The organism is Shewanella sp. Actino-trap-3 (assembly GCF_002836275.1).
Classification (GTDB): Bacteria; Pseudomonadota; Gammaproteobacteria; order Enterobacterales; family Shewanellaceae; genus Shewanella; species Shewanella psychromarinicola.
On record NZ_PJCE01000001.1, the window covers coordinates 2,700,652 to 2,721,565 of the forward strand.

Sequence of the window (20,914 nt, forward strand, 5' to 3'; positions counted from 1 at the left end):
CATACAGCATTTACTCCAGTGGCTAATTACAACGGCCCCGTGCCGGTGATCACCTATGTGTTAACCCACCGTGAGCCCAGTGAACGAAATTCCTGTTATTGATGATTACAGCAGCACAATCAATGACTCTATTGCTAATGGCATTAACGTATATGACGTTAATGATGCCAATACTGGAAATGATACTGATATCGACGGTGACACATTGTCTTATTCTTTTGTGCTTGCTAATGGGTCAAATAGTCTAATTAGCGAAGATGGTGCGTTTATCATTAATGCACAGACGGGGGTAATTTCTGTTAATGATACGACGCAAATTATCTATGACAAGGGTAGCGAACAAATTAGCCTAACCGTTCAAACAAGTGATGGCAGCTTAACTGATACTGCAATTGTGACTTTTGATCTTAACAATGTTGATGCTATTGATGATCTTCCAGGATCATCATATTCAGTAACCACAGGGTCAAGTACCGCTTGGGCAATCCCACAGTCTAACGGCCAAAGCCTAATGAGGATTTCAGCGCGCACAGCGGATGGTTCAATGGGCGCAGTAAACATTGAATCAGGCTCTAACAAGCTCGGTGTGGCGGGTTCGCCACGTACCGCTGATCAGGTAACAGGACAAATCGAGTATGATTCAGCTACAGGTACATCTGAAGCGATTGTTGTTGATTTCAATGGTTTAGTCAATCAAGCTCAATTTAGCGTTTCTAACCTATTTTCAAATGAAAATAATGGCGAACAAGGAATTTGGAAGGCTTATTACAATGGACAATTAGTCGCAAGTGATACGTTTAAGACAACTTCTGGTGACGCTGGTATTTTCAGTATTGATACCGATAATATTGTCTTTGACCAATTAGTATTTGAAGCAACGCAGACAATTAATGAAGCCACTAATGGTAGTGCCTTAACTGACTCATCAGATTACTTCTTAACGGGCATTACAGCGTCTGGACCAGCTATTATGGGCACTTATATGGTCTCTGAAGATGGCGTGCTATCCATTACAGACACTAGCAAAGGGTTATTAAATAATGACTCTGATGCCCAAGGTAATACATTTACGCTAACTGGGGTAAATGGATCTGTTGTTACAGATGGACAGGAAGTGATACTGCTAAGCGGTGCTCTGTTAACTATTCACAGTAATGGCACTTATTCATATGACACCAACGATTCATTTGAAGCACTTACCGCTGGGCAACTTGCAACTGATACCTTTACTTATACGGTAACGGATCAATATGGCGCTACCGACACTGCGACAGTGACGATTAACATTGTTGGCGAAGCAGACCCTAGTTCCACTTATGTCAGCTATAACGGTAACCCTGGCAATGACATTATTGAGGGAACGCAAAGTAACGATATTATTATTAGTGATCAACAAGGCTTACAGATTGTTGCTGGTGAGAATTATAACATCGCCTTTATATTAGATACTTCAGGCAGTATGTCCGATCTTATTGCGACAGCAAAAACGCAGTTAGAATCAGTGTTCAATATATTAGCAGATAGCGCTACTGGATCGCATAGTGGCGTTGTTAATGTGCTGTTAACCAACTTTGCCACAGGGTCAAATATTTCAGTATCTATGAACATGGATGACCCGGATGCGGTTCAAACATTAGTGAGTCAATTAAAGTCACTATCTGCTAATGGATGGACCAACTATGAAGCAGGCTTTGACACCGCTATAAATTGGTTTAGTAGCAGTACTGTACAGCAAAATGTCGGAAATAATTTGTCGTACTTCATCACCGACGGTACTGTTAATCGCAGTACAATTGAAACAGATACAGCTAAAATATTAATCGGTTACGACGCAATGTCAGGTCAATATGTCTCCCTAAGCAGTTTAATGGGGAACAATTATAGAAAAGGTACCGTACTTGAATTTGATGGAAAGATAGTTGCTGATGCCAATGGCAATGTATATTCAATTTATACTGATCAGCAACTTGGAAAAATGACTTTCAATAACAATGGTAAGTTCAGTTCATACAGCGATACTACTTCTTCCAGCAACGCTCAAAATGAGGCCTTGCATGCATTTAACCTTCTAGCGGCTGTATCTCAGGTAGAAGCGATTAGTTTGAAAGCTTCTGATGGTTCAACACCAGTTGGCGAAAATAATCTGAAACTATATGACACTGACGGAAATGTACGCGCGTCAATTGATGTCTCTGATCTATCTAGTGTTATTACTGGCTCTGAGACACTGCAATCACAAGGTGATGATGACACAAGTGGCAATGAAGGTGATGACATTATCTTTGGTGACTTAGTCAGATTTAGCGGTTCATCAGAGCAAGGATATGTCGCTTTACAAACTTATGTGGCCGACAAAACAGGCCAAAAAGTTGCAGATGTTGATGTTAGAGCAGTACATGATTATATTCGTGGTCATGTAAATGAGTTTAATATCAATAATCAAAATGACGGTAACGACATTCTAAATGGTGGTACTGGTAATGATATATTATTTGGTCAGGGCGGGAACGATGTTCTCAATGGGGGCGAAGGTAATGACTTACTTATCGGTGGCCTAGGTGATGACACGCTCATTGGTGGTCTGGGTAATGACACCTTTGTATGGTCTAAGGGCGATACTGGTACAGATACGATTAAAGACTTCGAAGTTAACAATGACTCTCTTCATATCAGTGATTTATTACAAAATGAACAGAGCGGTGACTTAGAGTCCTACCTTGAATTCTCGTTCAGTAATGGCAGCACGACAATTTCTATCGATGCCGACCTTGATGGTAATGTTGACCAATTGATTGTACTTGATGGTGTAGATCTATCGCAGGAATACGCTAGCACCACTGAAGGAGTTATCATTAACGGTTTACTTAATGATGGCGCACTCATTGTTGATACTGCTACAGTCAATCCGGCCCCGTCGCCAGGAACTAACCATGCAGATCTATTTGATCAACATAATGGAAATATTATTCCTTAATAACAACAAATTGACTGCGTCACAGAGTATTATGTGACGCATATTTGCTTATTCTAACAATAAATATTAAGGATAATGATTAGGTGCCTAACCTTGCGTCTAACACAAGTGAGCAGTGGACCATTTCTGCTTCCCAACGGGTAACGGTCGATCCTTTACTCGACTGTTTAGTTTTATTAACTGAGCATTTTGGAAGCCCTTGCTCAATAGATTCCCTTGCGGCAGGTCTTCCGCTATCTGGTGCCGTCATCACACCCGACTTAATCCCTCAAGCAGCGGCTCGAGCTGGACTATCAGCTAAATTATCACGTAAAGATTTGAATCAGATTTCTGAAATATTATTACCTTGTATCTTGTTATTAAAAGATAAAAAGGCCTGTATTCTTCGACAAATCGATCTAGAGCAAGACAAAGTCATTATTCAATTACCCGAAACGGGCGGCGAACAAACCCTGACAATTGAAGGGTTAGAAACCTTATACGTCGGCTATTTATTTCTAGTTAAACAAGATTATCGCGGTGATAAAAGTTTTGATGTTCACCTGCATGACAGCAGTACACATTGGCTAATGCAAAGTATCAAAGACTCTGCCCCCATTTACCGAGATGCCCTTATAGCCTCAGTATTAGTCAATCTGTTTGCATTGGTTTCACCACTATTCATTATGAATGTCTATGACAAAGTAGTACCCAATCTTGCATTTGAATCACTTTGGGTTTTAGCTATAGGGGCAGGCATCGCCTATATATTTGACTTTATCATGCGTCAATTACGCAGCTATTTAATCGATATTGCAGGCAAAAAAGTCGACATTATTGTTTCTTCAAAATTATTTGCCAAAGCTATTGGTATTCCGTTATCAAAACGTTCACCCAGTGTTGGTGGCATGGCCAGACAATTAGGTGAGTTTGACAGTATTCGAGAGTTTTTAACCTCAGCAACCATCACCACACTCGTTGACCTGCCATTTGCATTGCTATTCGTGTTCATCATTTATATTGTTGCTGGCGATTTAGCCATTATTCCAGTGATTGGCAGCCTAATTATTATTGCAGTAACCTTTTATATACAACCTAAACTAAAACTGGCAATTGAAGAAAGTAATCGCTTTTCAAGTTTAAAGCATGGTCATTTGATTGAAAGTTTAACCGCATTAGAATCAATTAAAGCCAACGGCGCCGAAGGGTTAGTACAAAAAAGCTGGCAACAAATGATCGGCCATACCGCCAATTGGCAACTAAAAACCAAAAAACTATCTAATTATGTCAGTCATATTGCTAATTTTATGGTGCAATTAACTGTTGTGCTCGTCGTGGTATTGGGCGTATATCGATTAGCTGAAAATGAAATATCCATGGGTGGGATCATTGCCGCGGTCATGCTATCAAGCCGAGCCATCGCCCCCATGGCTCAATTAGCTGGGTTAATTACCCGTGGCAATCATACAATGAGTTCACTGCGCCAATTAGACGCGATTATGGAACAAGAAGATGAGTTTGAAGACAAAGGGAACCTAGCAAGCAAAGAACGATTTATGGGGAAAATAGAGGCTGATAATATCAGTTTTAGCTTTCCTGGTTCCGAAAAGCCCAGCTTACATCCTTTATCAATAAGTATTAATCCTGGTGAACGTATCGCCATTATTGGCCGTAATGGCTCAGGTAAAAGTACCTTAGCCAAATTACTACTAGGATTATACAAACCGACTCAAGGCAGCCTGCGCTATGACGGCCTAGATGCAGGACAAATTCACCCTAGTGATCTTAGACGTAACTTTGGCTATCTACCTCAAGACGTCACCTTGTTTCACGGTACGATCCGCGACAATATTTTATTCGGCTCTCGTCAAGTGACTGAACATCAATTAATAAGAGCTATCCAGCTTTCTGGTGTGAGTATGTTTACTAACCTAGAATCAGAAGGTTTAGATCAACAAGTTGGCGAGGGAGGCTTGTCATTGAGCCGAGGTCAACGACAAACGGTAGCCTTAGCCAGAGCAACATTAAATGACCCATCCATATTATTAATGGATGAACCTACAGCAAGCCTTGACGCCCGAGCAGAAAAACAGTTTATTCGCTCAATGCAACTTGTTAGTCGCGATAGAACATTATTACTCATTACCCATAAGATGCATTTATTAAATCTAGTCGATCGTATTATTGTGCTCGAACGGGGTCATGTGGTGGAAGATGGTCCTAAAGAAGAAGTTCTGGCTAAACTCAATTCTGGGACAATTTCTGGAGTCCAAAACTCATGAGTAAGAATCTTACTACTGCAGACTTAGAAATGGTTGATGACGTTTACGGTGCCATGATGACCGATGCCCCTTCAGGACATCGTCTTATCATTTGGTCACTGGCTGCAATGATGGTGTGCTTTGTTATCTGGGCTTATTTCTCGGAATTAGATCAGGTAACAACTGGGATCGGTAAAGTTATTCCATCTTCACAAATTCAAATTATTCAAAGTTTAGATGGCGGTATTTTACAAAACATCTACGTCCAAGAAGGAGGCATGGTCACCAAAGGACAGTCTTTAGCCCGTATTGATGACACTCGATTTCGCTCTGATTTCGACCAACAAGAACAAGAAGTCTTCGGATTACAAACCAACATTATTCGGATGCGCACTGAATTAGACAGCATTATTATCTCCGATATGTCTTCAGACTGGCGCGAACAAGTCAAAATCACTAAACAAAACTTGCTCTTTTCGCAGACCATTATTGACGAGGAGCCTGAACTGGTTAAGCGTCAACAAGAAGAATATTCTATTCGGCTTGATAATTTAAGTAACCAATTAGAAATTCTGGTGCGTCAAATCCAACAACGCCAACAGGAAATTGAAGAATTAGCGTCCAGAATTGGTACCCTTACAACAAGTTACCAATTAGTATCACGCGAGCTTGAATTGACTCGGCCGCTGGCCCGTAAAGGAATTGTCCCTGAAGTTGAACTGCTCAAACTTGAGCGCACAGTGAATGATATTCAAGGTGAATTACAATCTGTGAGGCTTTTGCGGCCCAAGGTCAAAGCCTCAATGGATGAAGCCATCTTAAAACGCCGAGAAGCGGTGTTTGTTTATGCCACAGATTTACGTGCACAACTCAATGAAATGCAAACCAAATTATCTCGGATGAATCAGGCACAAAAAGGCGCGTTTGATAAAGTCAGTAAAGCCGTCATTACCTCGCCAGTTATTGGAACAATTAAAAAGATTAATTTTAATACTTTGGGTGGTGTTGTGCAGCCAGGCGAAGAGATTATGGAAATTGTGCCATCAGAAGATAAACTACTGATAGAAACTAAAATCACCCCTAAAGATATTGCTTTTTTACATCCAGGATTGCCAGCCATAGTGAAAGTTACCGCTTATGACTTCACTCGTTATGGTGGACTAAAAGGCACCGTTGAACATATTAGCGCCGATACATCACAAGATGAAGAAGGTAACAGTTTCTATATTGTAAAGGTACGAACAGAAGAATCCCGTTTATTGAAAGACAATGGCACAGAGATGCCAATAATCCCAGGGATGCTGACATCGGTCGATGTCATCACGGGAAAAAAATCCATACTTGAGTACATATTAAATCCAATTTTAAGAGCGAAAGATACCGCTCTTAGAGAGCGCTAAGAAGACCAGGAGGGTTTTTTAATGATAACTATTATAAATCAGCAAAAAAAGCTGAGTATGATTGCATTGGCTTTATCAATATCGATAGCGCCAGCAGTCTCAAGCCAAACACTTGAGCAAGCAGTTGCACATACGCTAGACACAAACCCAGATTTACGTATCGCTTTTAATCGTTTTAAAGCGCGCGAAGAGCAAGTTAATCAGGCTGAAGCTGGCTACATGCCAACCTTAGATATTTCTGCTGGCTATGGCTGGGAGCAAACCGATAGCCCTTCGACTCGGCGTAAAGCAGGTCAAGGAGATGTAGATAATGACGGTATGATTGATTTAGAACGTGGCGAAGCCGGTTTTAGTATCAAACAAATGCTATTTGATGGTTTTTATACCAGTAGCGAAGTCGATCGTTATTCGTTTGAAGCCAGTGCTGATCAGTGGGCATTATTTTCCGCCGCTGAAGATATTGCATTGGATGTTGCAAAAGTCTACTTAAACTACATCCGCAGTGAACAAGTATTACTGCTATCAGAGAAAAACCTCGCCAGTCATAAAGAGATTTATGATCAAATAAAACAGCGCACAGATTCTGGATTAGGATCGATAGCAGATTTATCGCAAATCACTGGTCGCCTTGCCCGCGCAAACGCCAATGTGATTTCAGCTAAAAATAATTTAAAAGATACTCGTGCAACCTTTATCAGAATTGTTGAAGCACAGCCTGACGACTTAATCCTGCCAGTGCCTGATGCCGATATGCTCCCGGAAAGCTTAGAACAAGGGCTCATGTCAGCAAAATCGAAACACCCTGTGTTAAAGTCAGCAGCAAATGACATTAATGCCGCTAAAAAAGAGCGTAGCTCAGCCAAAGCCAACTATTTTCCACAATTAAGTTTAGAGCTTAATGGTAACTGGAATAATGATACTGACGGCGAAGACGGCTACAGCACATTTAATAACCAAAATGTTAACGGCTATAACAATGATTTAGTTGCTATGGTTCGGGTTAAATATAACCTTTTTTCTGGTGGCAAAGATGTCTCTAGAGATAGAGAAACGGCCTATAAAATTAACGAAGCTAAAGAGATCCAACAACGTGCTTATCGTCAAGTGGTTGAAGGTGTTTCTCTCGCTTGGAATGCCTATGAAATGCTCGCCCCACAAAAACAATTTATACGTGAACACGTTGTGGCGGCAAAACAGACTCAAGTGGCTTATGAGCAACAATTTAACTTAGGTCAACGTACCCTTCTGGATTTACTCGATACTGAGAATGAACTATTTGAAGCGCGCAAAGATTACTTGAAAACTGAGTATGACGAAATTGCGGCTCGCTATAGAGTACTCAATTCGACTGGCGATCTACTCGACTCACTTCGAGTAACACGTCCAGGAGAATGGCGTGGTGAGCAAGATTATGAGGGAGGTGTTAAGTAATGAAATATCTAATGATTTTACTCGCATTGATTACAACTGCAGGTTGTTCAGTCAACGATATTGTCGAGCCTACTGCGTCTACACCACAAAAATTTGATCTTGCTGACAATGATCGTGATGGTGTGATAATGGCCCGCGAACGTTGTGCGGATACTATTATTGATGCCGCTGCAGACAACTACGGTTGTGGTAGCATAAAAGACATCAATGAACGCCAAGAGTTAAAGATTCTATTTAGCAATAATTCTGCGGTTATCGATCAGCAGTATTATGATCAAATTGAACTCGTCGCTAAAATAATGCAAACCGACCCTACCACTAAGGTGACAATTGAAGGTCATACCAGCAAAATTGGAAGCTATGAGCTTAATTTAGCCTTATCTCAGAAACGTGCTAAAGCTGTCATTGAAGTGTTAGAAAACACATTTGGTATCGATGCAAGTCGTTTAGACGCCATTGGTTATAGTTTTGATCGCCCTATCGATAACAGTGGTACGCCAGAAGCCGAACGACGTAATCGTCGCGTGATCGCTGAAGTCGCAACCGATGATACCATTCCAGCAATGAGATGGAATATCTACACTGTCGACGAGAAAATGGAAGAGTGATAAATAAGGCATTGATTCTTTGAGTCATGAAGACAGCAAAGTAATCACATCGCTGTATAAAAGGGTCTGTCATTTTTCTATTATGGCATCGGCCCTTTTAGTTTCATGTTTATATGCGGCACCGACTCAAGAATTAAACCAGCAAAAAACCGTTTCAGCATTGTCGGAACGTTATGGCGATAGAGCAGGATTACGAGCAAATGCTTGGTTTAAAATCGTTAATGATTCACAGAAACTTGCTGAAATAGAGAAATTAGAAAAAGTTAATCAGTTCTTTAACTTATTTCGATTCATTGATGATCAAACACTATGGGGCGATTCCAATTATTGGGCTTCGCCGATGGAGTTTATTGGAGCTAATGGGGGGGATTGTGAAGATTTTTCAATCGCGAAATACTTTACGCTTCTTCAACTTGGTATTCCTGAAGATAAACTCAGGATCACCATGGTAAAAGCAACATCGTTGAACCAGTATCATATGGTGTTAGCGTATTACGAAAAGCCTAATTCGATCCCGTTAGTGCTCGACAATTTAGATAAAACCATAAAGCTGGCAACGAAACGAAAAGATCTGCTGCCTGTTTATAGTTTTAATGGTCAACAATTATGGTTAAACAAAGAAAAAGGCCGAGGTGTGTTAGCTGGCTCATCATCACGCCTTGAAAAATGGACTGACCTTAAACTTAGATTAGGTGTAGACCGCTTACGCCAACCCAAACTCAACATGGAGTAGTGAATACATGACCCTGTTCAGGCAGATCTATGCGTTACTTTTCGGGCTTTTCTTGTTAACGATTGCAAGCGTAGCCTATGTACAATTTTCAGAGACTCAAAGTTTTTTAACACAACAGATGGAATCTGATCTCAATAATACCAGTAACTCATTAGGATTAATGTTAACGCCTGTTTTAGAAGCTGGTGATGATGCTGGAGCAGAAACATTAGTCAATGTTATTTTTGAGGGCGGCTATTATCAACAAATCAAATTAACTTGGTTAGTTGATGGCAAGCAGCAAGTGTGGAATAACGCTATTCGAGTAAATAATGTTCCTCAATGGTTTATCGATCTTAACTTGTTTAAAACCATTAACAAACAAACCACTATTACCTCTGGTTGGTTACAACTTGCCACGCTGGAAATTACTGCCCACCCCGGTTTTGGTTATCATGAACTATGGCGGACCATTTCAAATATTCTGATCCTATTTTCAATTTTATTTCTCATTGCCATCATATGTGCAAGGGTGGGACTCAGTTGGATTTTGAAACCATTAAATACCCTTTCTGTACACGCAAAAAAAATTGCCGAGCGCCAATTTGGTCCCGATATGCCAGCGCCAAAAACAAAGGAACTGAAAGAGCTAGTCAATGCATTTAACAGTATGTCTGCTCAATTAAAACAAGTCTTTAACTCCCTTGACGAAGAAGTTTCCGCATTAAGAAAGAAAAATCTCGTCGATCAAGTCTCAGGACTGCCAAATAGGCAGTATATGGTCAGTCGAGTCAATGGCTGGTTAAGCGAGCCCAGTACTGGTGCGCTTTATTTAGTCAAAATGGATTGGCTAGAAGACGTTTATAGCAAATACGGTTTCCAAGTTCGCGATGAGACCATTCGTATTCTGGCTCAGAAATTACAGCATCACCAGGATGAAATATCCTCCTCTGTTATCGCTCGTATTGCTGCGTATGAATTCGCCTTCCTTGTTGAAGATTGTGAACATGATCAACTGACGAAGTATTTACAAAGCCTAATACGTACTGTTAATAAAGAAATATCTAAATCTGGCTGTAAACCAAACGAACAGTTTTATATTGGTGTAGCAGAGCGCCTAGGGCAAATGACAGTATCAGATATGTTGGCACAAGCAGATAACGCACTCCAACAGTCCATTAAAGACGGCAAAGTGTTTCATTGGTTTGAAAATACTCAACAGCAACTGTTTACCCGAGAGGAATGGCGCAGTAATTTAAATCACGCGATAAAGAACAAAAAATTCCAATTCCGTTGGCAGCCTATTCAGCTTTGTGCCAGAGATGAAATTTGTCAGCGTGAGCTTTTTTGCCAACTGCAAATAGGTGACAAGATCCTCCATGCAGGACAATTTGTACCTTATATAGAGTTACTATCATTAGGTACAATGTTTGATCGCTGTTTGATAGAAACCGTCAATGAACATCGTTTACTTGAACGTAATTATGAACGAGTCGCCATCAATCTGACTTATCAAAGTATTAGCGATGCTGATTTTCATCTTTGGCTAAAACAGTTCCTTCGAACCAATAAATACCCTGAACGTATTTGCTTTGAAATCCCCGAAGCGAGTGTGTATAGCGATTTAGAATCCTGTGAAAGTCTGTGTAAAGTCATTCGAGACTCTGGCGCTCACTTTGGTATAGACCATTTTGGTCGCCAATTTGGTTCAATGGCCTACTTGCAAAGCTTGCGACCAAACTATGTCAAACTTGACCAGTCACTGGCTTATATTGAAGATAATCAACACAGCAGTGAATTATGCCGCGCTTTAGTCAATGTCGCTAAAGGGTTAGATATTCAAGTGATCGTGACAGGGATCCAAGAAGCAACCCAATTGACAAGATTTACTGATCTCAGAGTCGATGCTTATCAAGGCTTTATTGTACCGCCAGTCAATGTGAAGTTATAAGTGGTATAGATTGATTAACTCACTCGTACTAACCACTCTTCGGAGTGGTTTTTTTATGTCGCGGTTATTGACTCACAAGCCATTGACTCAAGGCTATGAACTCAGCCGTTAACTCACTGCGGTTATTGAGCAAAAAATAGTGACTGGCTTGCCCAGTCTCGATAACACGGCGCAAACCCCTCTGTGGAAGATTGGCGCAACTCATGCCATGATTATACGCTTCGGGACAACGACTACAGCGTCATGCCACCTAACGGCCAAGCTTATGCCACAGTATTGAGCCATACCATTATATGAGATCAAACATAGCCTAAATGTTAGGGTAAATAGGCAAGGTCTACTGGTAGACAAAGGCTAACTTAAGTTCGGGATAATAAACGGTTATCAAGCAGTTCTTTGTCCTGCTATCTGCCTTGCATTTACTTGCAATAGACTTGAAAGTAAATGCAATAGACTGGCTATTGGCGCAGTGGTAACGACGTGAGGCGCCTTGTTAACAAAATAAATAGCAAGTTTGATATAAATTTAGGTGAAATTTGCTTATTTTAGCTTACTCCCCTCTATTAACTTAAGTTGAGGTTCGTTAAGTTTAATCTTAGAATATTAGCTATCAAATATATGATTGTAATTAATGATCAATATCGCCAAAAACAAAAAAGCCACTCATTAGAGTGGCTTTTTTGTTAAATTGGTCGGTGATAGAGGATTCGAACCTCTGACCCTCTCGTCCCAAACGAGATGCGCTACCGGGCTGCGCTAATCACCGAAATTTGTGTTTAATCTTTAGCTGTAGGACAATTGGAAGGAACATTAATTGAAATACATAAATGTGGTCGGTGATAGAGGATTCGAACCTCTGACCCTCTCGTCCCAAACGAGATGCGCTACCGGGCTGCGCTAATCACCGAAATTTCGTGTTTAATTTTTAGCTGTAGGACAATTGAAAGGAACATTAATTGAAATACATAAAAGTGGTCGGTGATAGAGGATTCGAACCTCTGACCCTCTCGTCCCAAACGAGATGCGCTACCGGGCTGCGCTAATCACCGAAAATAAAACTGTACTTAAAGATGTAAATTGAATGGGGTGACTGATGGGGCTCGAACCCACGACAACCGGAATCACAATCCGGGACTCTACCAACTGAGCTACAATCACCACTGATATCAATTCTACTAACCAATACGAAAGAACCACTACATGCCGAATGGTGCGCCCAGAAGGATTCGAACCTTCGGCCTTACCCTCCGGAGGGGTACGCTCTATCCAGCTGAGCTATGGGCGCTCGCCTTGGTTAGCGAGGCATATAATATGGATAAAACACCGCCGCGTCTAGCCCTGATTTGCATTTTTTAACTGACTGATTAACTTTTGACTCATTTTGGGTAACTATTTACTCATTTGCGATAGTTATTAACATTGTGCTCACATTTATTTCGCTTGGATAACAATTGAATTTATGGTAATAATAATGACTGTTCAACAATATTTTTCCAAATATTTTAATAGGATAGAGCAAGGAATATGGATACGGATACGGATATAAGTCACACAAAAACATCCTCAAGTGTTGAGCACCTACAAAAAAGGATTGCTCGCTTGAGAGGTCTGGCTAAAAAATATAAACGTTCCGAAATTATCCAAAATGCCCTCCTTGGTATTTCCAATATTGCGACGCAAGTAGCATCACTTGATGATTTTTACCAACGGGTGCATTTAAATTTACAACAACTTATTCCTGCAGAAAACTTTTTTATTGCATCGCAAGATCCTAAAACGGGATTAACCAGTTTACCTTTTTTTGCCGACCAACAAGATTCTCACCCCACAGAGCTCTATCCAGACCAAGAAATATCAGCGTTGCTTAACAGTGGCCTAACGGGTTATGTGCTTCGTAATGGTGAACCTTTATTATGTGACGATAATAAGTTTAATCAATTAATCGCCAGTGGCGACATTAAAAGCCTTGGATCGCCGTGCCATCAATGGCTCGGCGTACCCATCAAAAACCAAGATGTTGTCAGTGGCGTACTCGTAGTACAAAGTTATAACGAAGCCAATACCTATGGTGAACTTGAATTAGAACTAATGGGTTTTATATGTCACCATATTTCCGGCGTCATGGAGCGACTTCAACATCATCAACAACTTGAACAAGCCATTGTTGAACGGACCAAGGAACTCAGCCAAGCTTATGAAAAGGTTAAAATCGAAGTTAAAGAAAGGGTAAAAGCAGAAAAACTTCAACGAACGCTATTTGAAATAGCCGACCTGTCTGCATCAAATGTGCTGCAACAAGATTTTTACCCTCGTCTTCATAATATTATTAGCCAGTTAATCCCTGCACATAATTGCTTTATCTCACTGATTAACGATAATAATACGTTGTCGTTCCCGTTTTACGTGTCACAGATGGCAGCCGAATATCCCGCATCTCGCCCAATGCAGGATGGATTGACCGAGTACATTCTTGATCATAAGTTACCTCAGTTGTTATCCGCCAAAGATATTGCCCAAATGGTCGATAGAGGTGAAATCTACGCAAAATCACCAGAATTAAACAAAACCAATAGAATGCATCAATGGATAGGTATTCCATTGATCATTAATGGTGATATCGCGGGCGCGTTAACCATTTATAGCTTAGATGACGACCATATTTATCAATTGAAAGATTTAGAGCTACTGACATTTGTTTCCCAACACATGGCCAATGCTATTGAGCGTAAATTGGCGACTGAGTCGCTGAAAAATAGCCATGAGCAGTTAGAGGATAAAGTGGTTAAACGCACTCAAGCACTCGCTGAACTCAACAATAATCTTCAACAAGAGATGAATCAGCGCCGCAAAATTGAAGATCAACTGCTGCACGACGCGCAACATGATGGGCTGACGGGTTTACCTAATCGCAGCTATTTAATGGAGCGATTGTCACAAGCATTAAAACACTTGCGCCGTCATGGCTTAGATCAGTTTGCATTGTTATTTATCGATCTTGATAGATTTAAAGTGATCAATGATTCTTTTGGTCACTTAGAAGGCGATCGATTTTTAATTGAAACTGCGCAACGCATAAAGTCATGTATTCGCGACAACGATACTCTGGCACGAATGGGGGGAGATGAATTTGTCATCTTGCTTGACTCAATTAATGCTACTGAAGACGCTGTCGAAGTCTGCGAGCGTATTTTACAGACATTATCAATGCCCTATCAGCTAGCCAAACAAGAATTTATTTCTGGTGCCAGTATCGGGGTTGCATTTAGCGGGCGTAATAAATTGGTTACCAGTGAATCGCTGCTGCGTGATGCTGACGCCGCTATGTATCAAGCTAAAGCCAATGGCAAAGGCTGTTTCGTCATTTTTGATGACAAGCTCAGCGCTCAATCTCAGCAACAACATGCATTAGAAATTGATTTTAAGAAGGCTCTCGACCAGCAAGAGTTTCAGATACGCTACGTTGAAGTGGTCGACTTTACCACAGGTGAAATTATTGCTATCGAACCACAAGTTGAGTGGCATCACCCAGAACAGGGCATCATTGAACACGTAAAAATGAAACACTTAGCGGTACAATATCAACTAACGCTTAATTTAGATGGTTATATGTTTGCCCATTTAAACGATCAGTTTCAGTCGCTCAAACAACAATATGGTGCCGATGTTCATTTTCATTTATCGATTTGCAGCCAACACATTAAAAATAAATTTGTATTACGCAACCTTAAAAACACTATCAAAAACAGCAATATCGATTTAAGTAAGTTAATGTTGTTTTTCAACGAAAAAGCCTTAGTTCAAGACACTGAAAATCATATTAACGGTTTTGAGATCATCTCACAGTTAGGCGTGCTAATTGGCATTGATGGCTATGGTACAGGTTACAGCTCTCTAAGTTGTCTCAGCTTTTTACCCATTCAAGCATTGAAATTGGATGAAGACATTAGTAAACACTTACTTAATGATAAACAATTACAGTTAGTCAGGGCTTACCAACTCACCGCTGCAACCCTTCAGTTTGATATGTATGCTACTACCGTAGACACCCAGCAACAGGTTAGACAATTTTTAGCCTTGGGTTATGTCCGCGGACAAGGTCGTGCATTAAGTAAGTTATTTTGTGAAAAAAAGCCCTATATATCTTGTGCATGATCAATAAGCCAAACGGGTTCATGACTCTTTTTTAAACATGTCGCGTAAATTGGCAATATGACTTTTGCCGGTTTCCACCCGTTGTTGTTCAGTTTGCACCGGTTTGCGGTTTTCCCAAATGAGGTCATCTTGCGGTAACTCAAGTAAAAAACGACTGGGTTCGCAACGAATCGTTTCACCAAATTGACGTCGCTCACGGCATATCACAAACCATAATTCACGTTGTGCACGGGTTATCCCCACATAAGCCAGTCGACGTTCTTCATCGACATTTTCCTCATCAATACTCGATTGATGTGGCAAGATCCTTTCTTCAACGCCCACCATAAATACAAAAGGATATTCCAGTCCTTTAGAGGCATGTAAGGTCATTAACTGAACTTGATCGCCACCTTCATCCTCACTGTTACGTTCCATCATATCGCGCAGCGTTAATCGAGTGACCACTTCGGGCAACGTCATCGGTTCATCTAACTCATCACCTTCGAGCATTTCGGTAACCCAACGATACAATTCAGAAATGTTCTTCATGCGCATTTCAGCCGCTTTGGCACTGGTACTGGTCTCGTATAGGTAATCTTCGTAATTTATTTTACGGATCAATTGTTTAATCGCCTCAACAGGCTCTCCACGTGTTGCAACCTCTCCAGTATCAACAATAAACGTTCCAAACTGATACAAAGAGTTAACCGCCGCAGGCGCTAGATGATGGTTGAGCTCAACATCAAAAATCGCTTCAAATAACGAGATATGTTTTTGATTGGCAAAATGACCTAAACGCTCCAGTGTCGCAGGACCGATACCACGCTTGGGTAAGTTAACCACCCGCAAAAAGGCATTATCATCATCAGGGTTCACCACTAAACGCAAATACCCCATAATATCTTTAATTTCTGCACGAGAAAAAAAGGATTTACCACCACTGATCTTATAAGGAATGCGGTTGGTAATGAGTGCCCGTTCAAGTAAACGAGACTGATGATTACCTCGGTATAAAATGGCGTAATCACCAAACTTGGTCCGTCCAACAAACTTATGCCGAATAATCTCCGCCACCACTCGTTCAGCTTCTTGTTCTTCGTTAGCGGCAATTAATATTCTTATCGGTTCACCATAAGCTAACTCACTAAATAACGCCTTGTCGTACACATGAGGGTTATTGGCAATCAAAATATTGGCGGCACGTAAAATACGTTGGCTGGAACGATAGTTTTGCTCTAATTTAATCAGTTTAAGCCTTGGATAGTCGGTTCCTAACAACACCAAATTTTGTGGTTTCGCGCCGCGCCAAGAATAAATAGACTGATCATCATCGCCCACCACAGTAAAACGTGAGCGTTCACCCACCAAGAGTTTCACTAATTCATATTGGCTGGTATTGGTATCTTGATATTCATCCACCAGCAAATATTGAATTTTAGTCTGCCAACGAGTGCGCACTTCTTCATTCATACGCAACAATAACGTTGGAATTAAGATCAGATCATCAAAATCGAGCGCATTATAAGATTTCATATGCTGAGCATACCGTTGGTACAACATGGCAAATAACTGGCTTTGCTCATCTTTTGCCATATTTTTCGCTTGCTGAGGGATCACTAATCCCCCCTTCCAATTTGATATCGCTGATGCCAAAGATTTGATTAGGTCTTTATCTTCATCTAATTCATCTTCAGTCAGTTCTTTTAATAAGGCGAAGGTATCTTGGTCATCAAACAAAGAAAAACCGGCCTTAAGCCCAAGCACTTTATGCTCGCGCTTAATAATTTCGAGTCCTAAGGTGTGAAAGGTTGAGATCCATAATCCACGGGCATCTTTTCGACCCATAGACTGAGCCACACGCTCTTTCATTTCACGAGCGGCTTTATTGGTAAAGGTGACGGCGGCAATATTGCGGGCTTTATAGCCACATTTTTCGACTAAGTAAGCAATTTTATTAATGATCACCCGTGTTTTACCACTCCCCGCGCCCGCGAGCACTAAGCATGGACCCGATACATAATGTACGGCTTCATTTTGCCCTGGATTGAGTTTCATTAATCATTACACCTTACTTAACCTTAAACGAAGACGGATCATAGCAGAATCACCTCGCGACGGTTAACGAAAATCACAGTTAGGTTTTGGAAAATCGCCGACCTCGGTTACAATTGAATCAATATATCAGTAGGGAATAATTATGATTAATCCAAAGAAAATAGAAGAGCTCGCTAAACAGCTTAGTGACAATCTACCTAACGGCGTAAAGCAATTTGCTGGGGAATTTGAAGAACGCAGTAAACAAATACTTCAAAACCAACTGATGAAATTGGATGTTGTTTCCCGTGAAGAGTTTGAAGTGCAGCAGCACGTGTTACTTAAAACCCGTGAAAAGCTTGAAGCATTACAAGCACAAGTGAATGAGTTAGAAAAAAAGTTAGCTGACTAGCGACTAATTTCTAACAGGCATAAAAAATGACGCTCTAAAGCGTCATTTTTATGATTACGCAAAACTGATGTTTTATTTTAGCGACTCTTCTAATGCACGTAAGCAAAGGGCGACGTTTTCACGACGAGCACTAAAGCCCATTAAGCCGATACGCCATGCTTTACCCGCTAATGCCCCTAAACCTGCGCCAATTTCTAAATTATATTCTTCCAATAAATGCTTACGCACTGCAGCGTCATCAACACCCTCTGGAATATATACAGTATTGAGTTGAGGTAAACGTGACGACTCTTCAACCACAAATTTAAAACCAAGTTGAGTTAGTCCATCACGTAATAATAGGTGCATTTTCCGGTGTCTTGCCCACGCATTTTCAAGCCCTTCATTGGCGAGCAAACGTAAAGACTCGTGGAGCGCGTATAAGGCATTCACTGGCGCTGTGTGATGATAACTGCGCTTAGCGCCAGCACTATTACCCCAATAACCCATGACTAAAGTTTGATCTAAGAACCAACTTTGCACTTGGGTAGTACGGGCTTTTAGTTTCGCCACCGCTTTAGGAGAAAATGACACTGGTGATAAACCGGGTACACAAGATAAGCATTTTTGGCTGCCAGAATAAATCGCATCAATGCCCCACTCATCCACTAGCAATTCAACGCCGCCAAGTGACGTCACCGCATCGACAATGCTGATGCAGTCATGCAATTGCGCCAAGGTACACAAGGTTTTGGCATCCGATAATGCCCCGGTTGATGTTTCAGCATGCACAAAGGCTAAGAATTTGGCATCGGGATGCGCCACAAGTGCGGTTTCAACTTTATCTGGGCATACTGGTTCACCCCATTCATTGTCGACCACAACGGCTATACCGCCAACGCGCTCAACGTTTTGGCGCATACGTTCACCAAACACCCCATTGCGGCACACAATCACCTTTTCGCCAGGCTCAACTAAGTTAACAAAGCAGGTTTCCATACCAGCACTGCCTGGCGCCGATACCGCTAAGGTCATTTCGTTTTTGGTTTGAAAAGCATATTGAATTAAGCTTTTTAATTCATCCATCATGCCGACAAAAAGTGGGTCAAGGTGACCGATAGTCGGTCGTGATTGGGCCGCAAGCACTTCGGGATACACATCAGATGGGCCAGGGCCCATTAGAATTCGGCGCGGTGGCATAAAAGCTGGAATTGTTGGCACGGGTAACATCAATGTCTCCTTAAAATGAGGTCGAATACGCTAAATACTAATTACATTAATACGATTAGTATTACTAGCATATGGAAAAATTTACCCTACATATAAAGCAACCCCAATGACATGATGCCGCGACGGCATCGTATATTGGCGATTTGGAACACAGCCACGAATATTTTTTCGTTTTAGGCGCACTGACAATACCACATTGAGGCACTAAATCACCTCTGGAGGGTATTTTAACATCAATTACCGCTTCGCTTAGCGCTATTCAAAAATAACTGATATGCCGGACTGTGGGTTTCTTCTTGATAAACGAAACCTAAGTCTGTTAAAAACTGGGCAAACGCCACACCGTCTTTCTCCGGTACTTCAAAGCCGGCTAACACTCGGCCAAAGGCTGCGCCATGGTTACGATAATGAAATAAACTGATATTCCACTTGCTCTGTAAGGTGGTTAAAAACTTCAACAATGCCCCAGGATGTTCAGGGAACTCAAAGCTAAACAAGCGCTCTTCTAGCGGTTCAAGTGGATGACCACCGACCATATAACGCACATGCAGTTTAGCGGTTTCATCTTGAGATAAATCTTGAACTTCAAATCCTTCCAATTCAAGTTTAGCGATAATCTCGCTTAGCTCTGCTTGGCCACCCGTAAGACGAATGCCGGCAAACACCACTGCAATGTCACGGCTACTAAAGCGATAGTTAAACTCGGTCATCACCCGTTTATCGAGTAACTGACAAAAGCGTAAAAAACTGCCTGGCTTTTCAGGGATTTTCACCGCTAACACCGCTTCTTTTTGCTCAGCTAATTCGCAGCGTTCAGACACATAACGTAAGCTATGAAAATTGACGTTTGCGCCACTCAAGATAGCCGCCACTTTTTTCGGTGCATCAACCGCATCGCCTTGTTGCGCCATGTATTTTTTAAGCCCCGCAATCGACAAGGCTCCGGCGGGTTCTGCTATTGCACGAGTATCTTCAAAAATATCTTTTACCGCCGCGCAAATTTCATCGGAAGTAACGGTAACCACCTCATCAACGTATTCACGCGCTAAGCGAAATGGCTCAGTACCAATGCGTTTAACCGCAACGCCATCAGCAAATAACCCCACTTGAGCCAATGTTACCGGTTCATCGGCTTCTAATGCCGCCTTTAAGCACGCCGCATCTTCTGGTTCAACCCCAATGATCCTCACTTGTGGCATCACCGCTTTATAATAGGCCGCAATACCGGCGATTAATCCACCACCGCCAACAGGCACAAACACGATTTCAATATCCCGTTGTTGTTGTACCATTTCTTGGGCAATGGTGCCTTGACCAGCAATCACCGCTTCATCATCAAAAGGGGCGATATAAACACGCCCTTCTGTTGCCGACAGATTTTTAGCATACTCATTGGCTTGATCAAACGCTTGCCCATGTAGCACTACATTGCCACCTAAGCGTTTCACTGCATCAATTTTAATATCAGGCGTAGTACTTGGCATCACAATAACGGCATTAATACCGCGGCAGGCGGCAGACATCGCCACACCTTGAGCGTGGTTACCCGCAGACGCACACACCACGCCTTTATCACATTCATCTTGAGTTAACGCCGCGATACGATTGTAGGCCCCGCGGATCTTAAACGAATGCACGGGTTGCATATCTTCACGCTTTAAATACACCTGACAACCAAAGCGAGCAGACAATTTATTCATGCTCGACAGTGGCGTCACTTTAGCGACATCATAAACAGACGACAGTAAAATTTTCTGCAAATAATAATGGGCTAAATCTAATTGAGTTTGAGACGCTAAAGCCAACATA

12 protein-coding genes and 5 tRNA genes are annotated in these 20,914 nt (G+C 41.5%); 9 read left to right on the plus strand and 8 right to left on the minus strand.

The window, feature by feature from the left end; genetic code table 11:
* Window positions 1–70: 70 nt before the first annotated feature.
* The 7 genes from CXF80_RS11500 to CXF80_RS11530 all read left to right on the plus strand — a co-directional run bounded on the left by CXF80_RS11500 (window position 71) and on the right by CXF80_RS11530 (window position 11,316).
* Window positions 71–2,974, plus strand: coding sequence for a type I secretion C-terminal target domain-containing protein (locus tag CXF80_RS11500; RefSeq protein ID WP_101032999.1), 2,904 nt, complete (start codon window positions 71–73; stop codon window positions 2,972–2,974).
* Window positions 2,975–3,057: 83 nt separating this feature from the next.
* Window positions 3,058–5,235: a type I secretion system permease/ATPase gene (locus CXF80_RS11505; protein WP_101033000.1), complete on the plus strand. Its 2,178-nt coding sequence runs from the start codon at window positions 3,058–3,060 to the stop codon at window positions 5,233–5,235.
* Window positions 5,232–6,614 (plus strand): HlyD family type I secretion periplasmic adaptor subunit, encoded by a 1,383-nt coding sequence (locus tag CXF80_RS11510; RefSeq protein WP_101033001.1) that lies wholly within the window; start codon window positions 5,232–5,234, stop codon window positions 6,612–6,614. The genes CXF80_RS11505 and CXF80_RS11510 overlap by 4 nt, the downstream gene beginning before the upstream one ends.
* Window positions 6,615–6,635: 21 nt before the next feature.
* Complete coding sequence (locus CXF80_RS11515; protein ID WP_101033002.1) at window positions 6,636–8,045, plus strand: TolC family outer membrane protein; 1,410 nt, start codon at window positions 6,636–6,638, stop codon at window positions 8,043–8,045.
* Entirely contained in the window at window positions 8,045–8,653 is a 609-nt protein-coding gene (locus CXF80_RS11520) for an OmpA family protein (RefSeq protein WP_101033003.1), read from the plus strand. Before CXF80_RS11515 ends, CXF80_RS11520 begins: the two co-directional genes overlap by 1 nt.
* A gap of 82 nt (window positions 8,654–8,735) precedes the next feature.
* A complete protein-coding gene (locus CXF80_RS11525; RefSeq protein WP_101033004.1) occupies window positions 8,736–9,386 on the plus strand; it encodes a transglutaminase-like cysteine peptidase in 651 nt (216 codons plus the stop codon).
* Window positions 9,387–9,393: 7 nt separating this feature from the next.
* On the plus strand, window positions 9,394–11,316 hold the full coding sequence (locus tag CXF80_RS11530) for a bifunctional diguanylate cyclase/phosphodiesterase (protein WP_101033005.1): 1,923 nt from the start codon (window positions 9,394–9,396) through the stop codon (window positions 11,314–11,316).
* A 689-nt stretch (window positions 11,317–12,005) separates the two neighbouring features.
* On the opposite strand, the gene CXF80_RS11535 is transcribed toward CXF80_RS11530, so the two are convergent.
* The 5 genes from CXF80_RS11535 to CXF80_RS11555 form a co-directional block, all read right to left on the minus strand.
* A tRNA-Pro gene (locus CXF80_RS11535) sits at window positions 12,006–12,082 on the minus strand.
* A 64-nt stretch (window positions 12,083–12,146) separates the two neighbouring features.
* Window positions 12,147–12,223, minus strand: a tRNA-Pro gene (locus tag CXF80_RS11540).
* A 65-nt stretch (window positions 12,224–12,288) separates the two neighbouring features.
* Window positions 12,289–12,365: transfer RNA gene (locus CXF80_RS11545), tRNA-Pro, on the minus strand.
* A 33-nt stretch (window positions 12,366–12,398) separates the two neighbouring features.
* A tRNA-His gene (locus CXF80_RS11550) sits at window positions 12,399–12,474 on the minus strand.
* Between the two features lie 50 nt (window positions 12,475–12,524).
* A tRNA-Arg gene (locus CXF80_RS11555) sits at window positions 12,525–12,601 on the minus strand.
* Between the two features lie 239 nt (window positions 12,602–12,840).
* On the opposite strand from CXF80_RS11555, the gene CXF80_RS11560 reads away from it, so the two are divergent.
* Window positions 12,841–15,468: a sensor domain-containing phosphodiesterase gene (locus CXF80_RS11560; protein WP_101033006.1), complete on the plus strand. Its 2,628-nt coding sequence runs from the start codon at window positions 12,841–12,843 to the stop codon at window positions 15,466–15,468.
* A gap of 18 nt (window positions 15,469–15,486) precedes the next feature.
* Here the strand turns inward: CXF80_RS11560 and rep are convergent, their stop codons facing one another.
* Window positions 15,487–17,505 (minus strand): DNA helicase Rep, encoded by a 2,019-nt coding sequence (gene rep, locus CXF80_RS11565; protein ID WP_101033007.1) that lies wholly within the window; start codon window positions 17,503–17,505, stop codon window positions 15,487–15,489.
* A 142-nt stretch (window positions 17,506–17,647) separates the two neighbouring features.
* On the opposite strand from rep, the gene ubiK reads away from it, so the two are divergent.
* The gene (gene ubiK / locus CXF80_RS11570) at window positions 17,648–17,896 is read left to right on the plus strand and encodes a ubiquinone biosynthesis accessory factor UbiK (protein WP_101033008.1); all 249 of its coding nucleotides are present in this window, start codon (window positions 17,648–17,650) and stop codon (window positions 17,894–17,896) included.
* A gap of 72 nt (window positions 17,897–17,968) precedes the next feature.
* Here ubiK and CXF80_RS11575 read toward each other — a convergent pair whose 3' ends face one another.
* Window positions 17,969–19,105, minus strand: coding sequence for a pyridoxal-phosphate-dependent aminotransferase family protein (locus CXF80_RS11575; RefSeq protein ID WP_101033009.1), 1,137 nt, complete (start codon window positions 19,103–19,105; stop codon window positions 17,969–17,971).
* Between the two features lie 233 nt (window positions 19,106–19,338).
* A complete protein-coding gene (gene ilvA / locus CXF80_RS11580; RefSeq protein WP_101033010.1) occupies window positions 19,339–20,913 on the minus strand; it encodes a threonine ammonia-lyase, biosynthetic in 1,575 nt (524 codons plus the stop codon).
* Between the last annotated feature and the right edge of the window lies 1 nt (window position 20,914).

Excerpts from the sequence above, each read along its gene's own strand:
- ilvA (WP_101033010.1), bottom strand. The coding sequence starts at position 20,913 with ATGTTGGCTTTAGCGTCTCAAACTCAATTAGATTTAGCCCATTATTAT.
- rep (WP_101033007.1), bottom strand. The coding sequence starts at position 17,505 with ATGAAACTCAATCCAGGGCAAAATGAAGCCGTACATTATGTATCGGGT.
- CXF80_RS11515 (WP_101033002.1), top strand. The coding sequence starts at position 6,636 with ATGATAACTATTATAAATCAGCAAAAAAAGCTGAGTATGATTGCATTG.
- CXF80_RS11520 (WP_101033003.1), top strand. The coding sequence starts at position 8,045 with ATGAAATATCTAATGATTTTACTCGCATTGATTACAACTGCAGGTTGT.
- CXF80_RS11530 (WP_101033005.1), top strand. The coding sequence starts at position 9,394 with ATGACCCTGTTCAGGCAGATCTATGCGTTACTTTTCGGGCTTTTCTTG.
- CXF80_RS11575 (WP_101033009.1), bottom strand. The coding sequence starts at position 19,105 with ATGTTACCCGTGCCAACAATTCCAGCTTTTATGCCACCGCGCCGAATT.
- CXF80_RS11560 (WP_101033006.1), top strand. The coding sequence starts at position 12,841 with ATGGATACGGATACGGATATAAGTCACACAAAAACATCCTCAAGTGTT.
- CXF80_RS11525 (WP_101033004.1), top strand. The coding sequence starts at position 8,736 with ATGGCATCGGCCCTTTTAGTTTCATGTTTATATGCGGCACCGACTCAA.
- CXF80_RS11510 (WP_101033001.1), top strand. The coding sequence starts at position 5,232 with ATGAGTAAGAATCTTACTACTGCAGACTTAGAAATGGTTGATGACGTT.
- ubiK (WP_101033008.1), top strand. The coding sequence starts at position 17,648 with ATGATTAATCCAAAGAAAATAGAAGAGCTCGCTAAACAGCTTAGTGAC.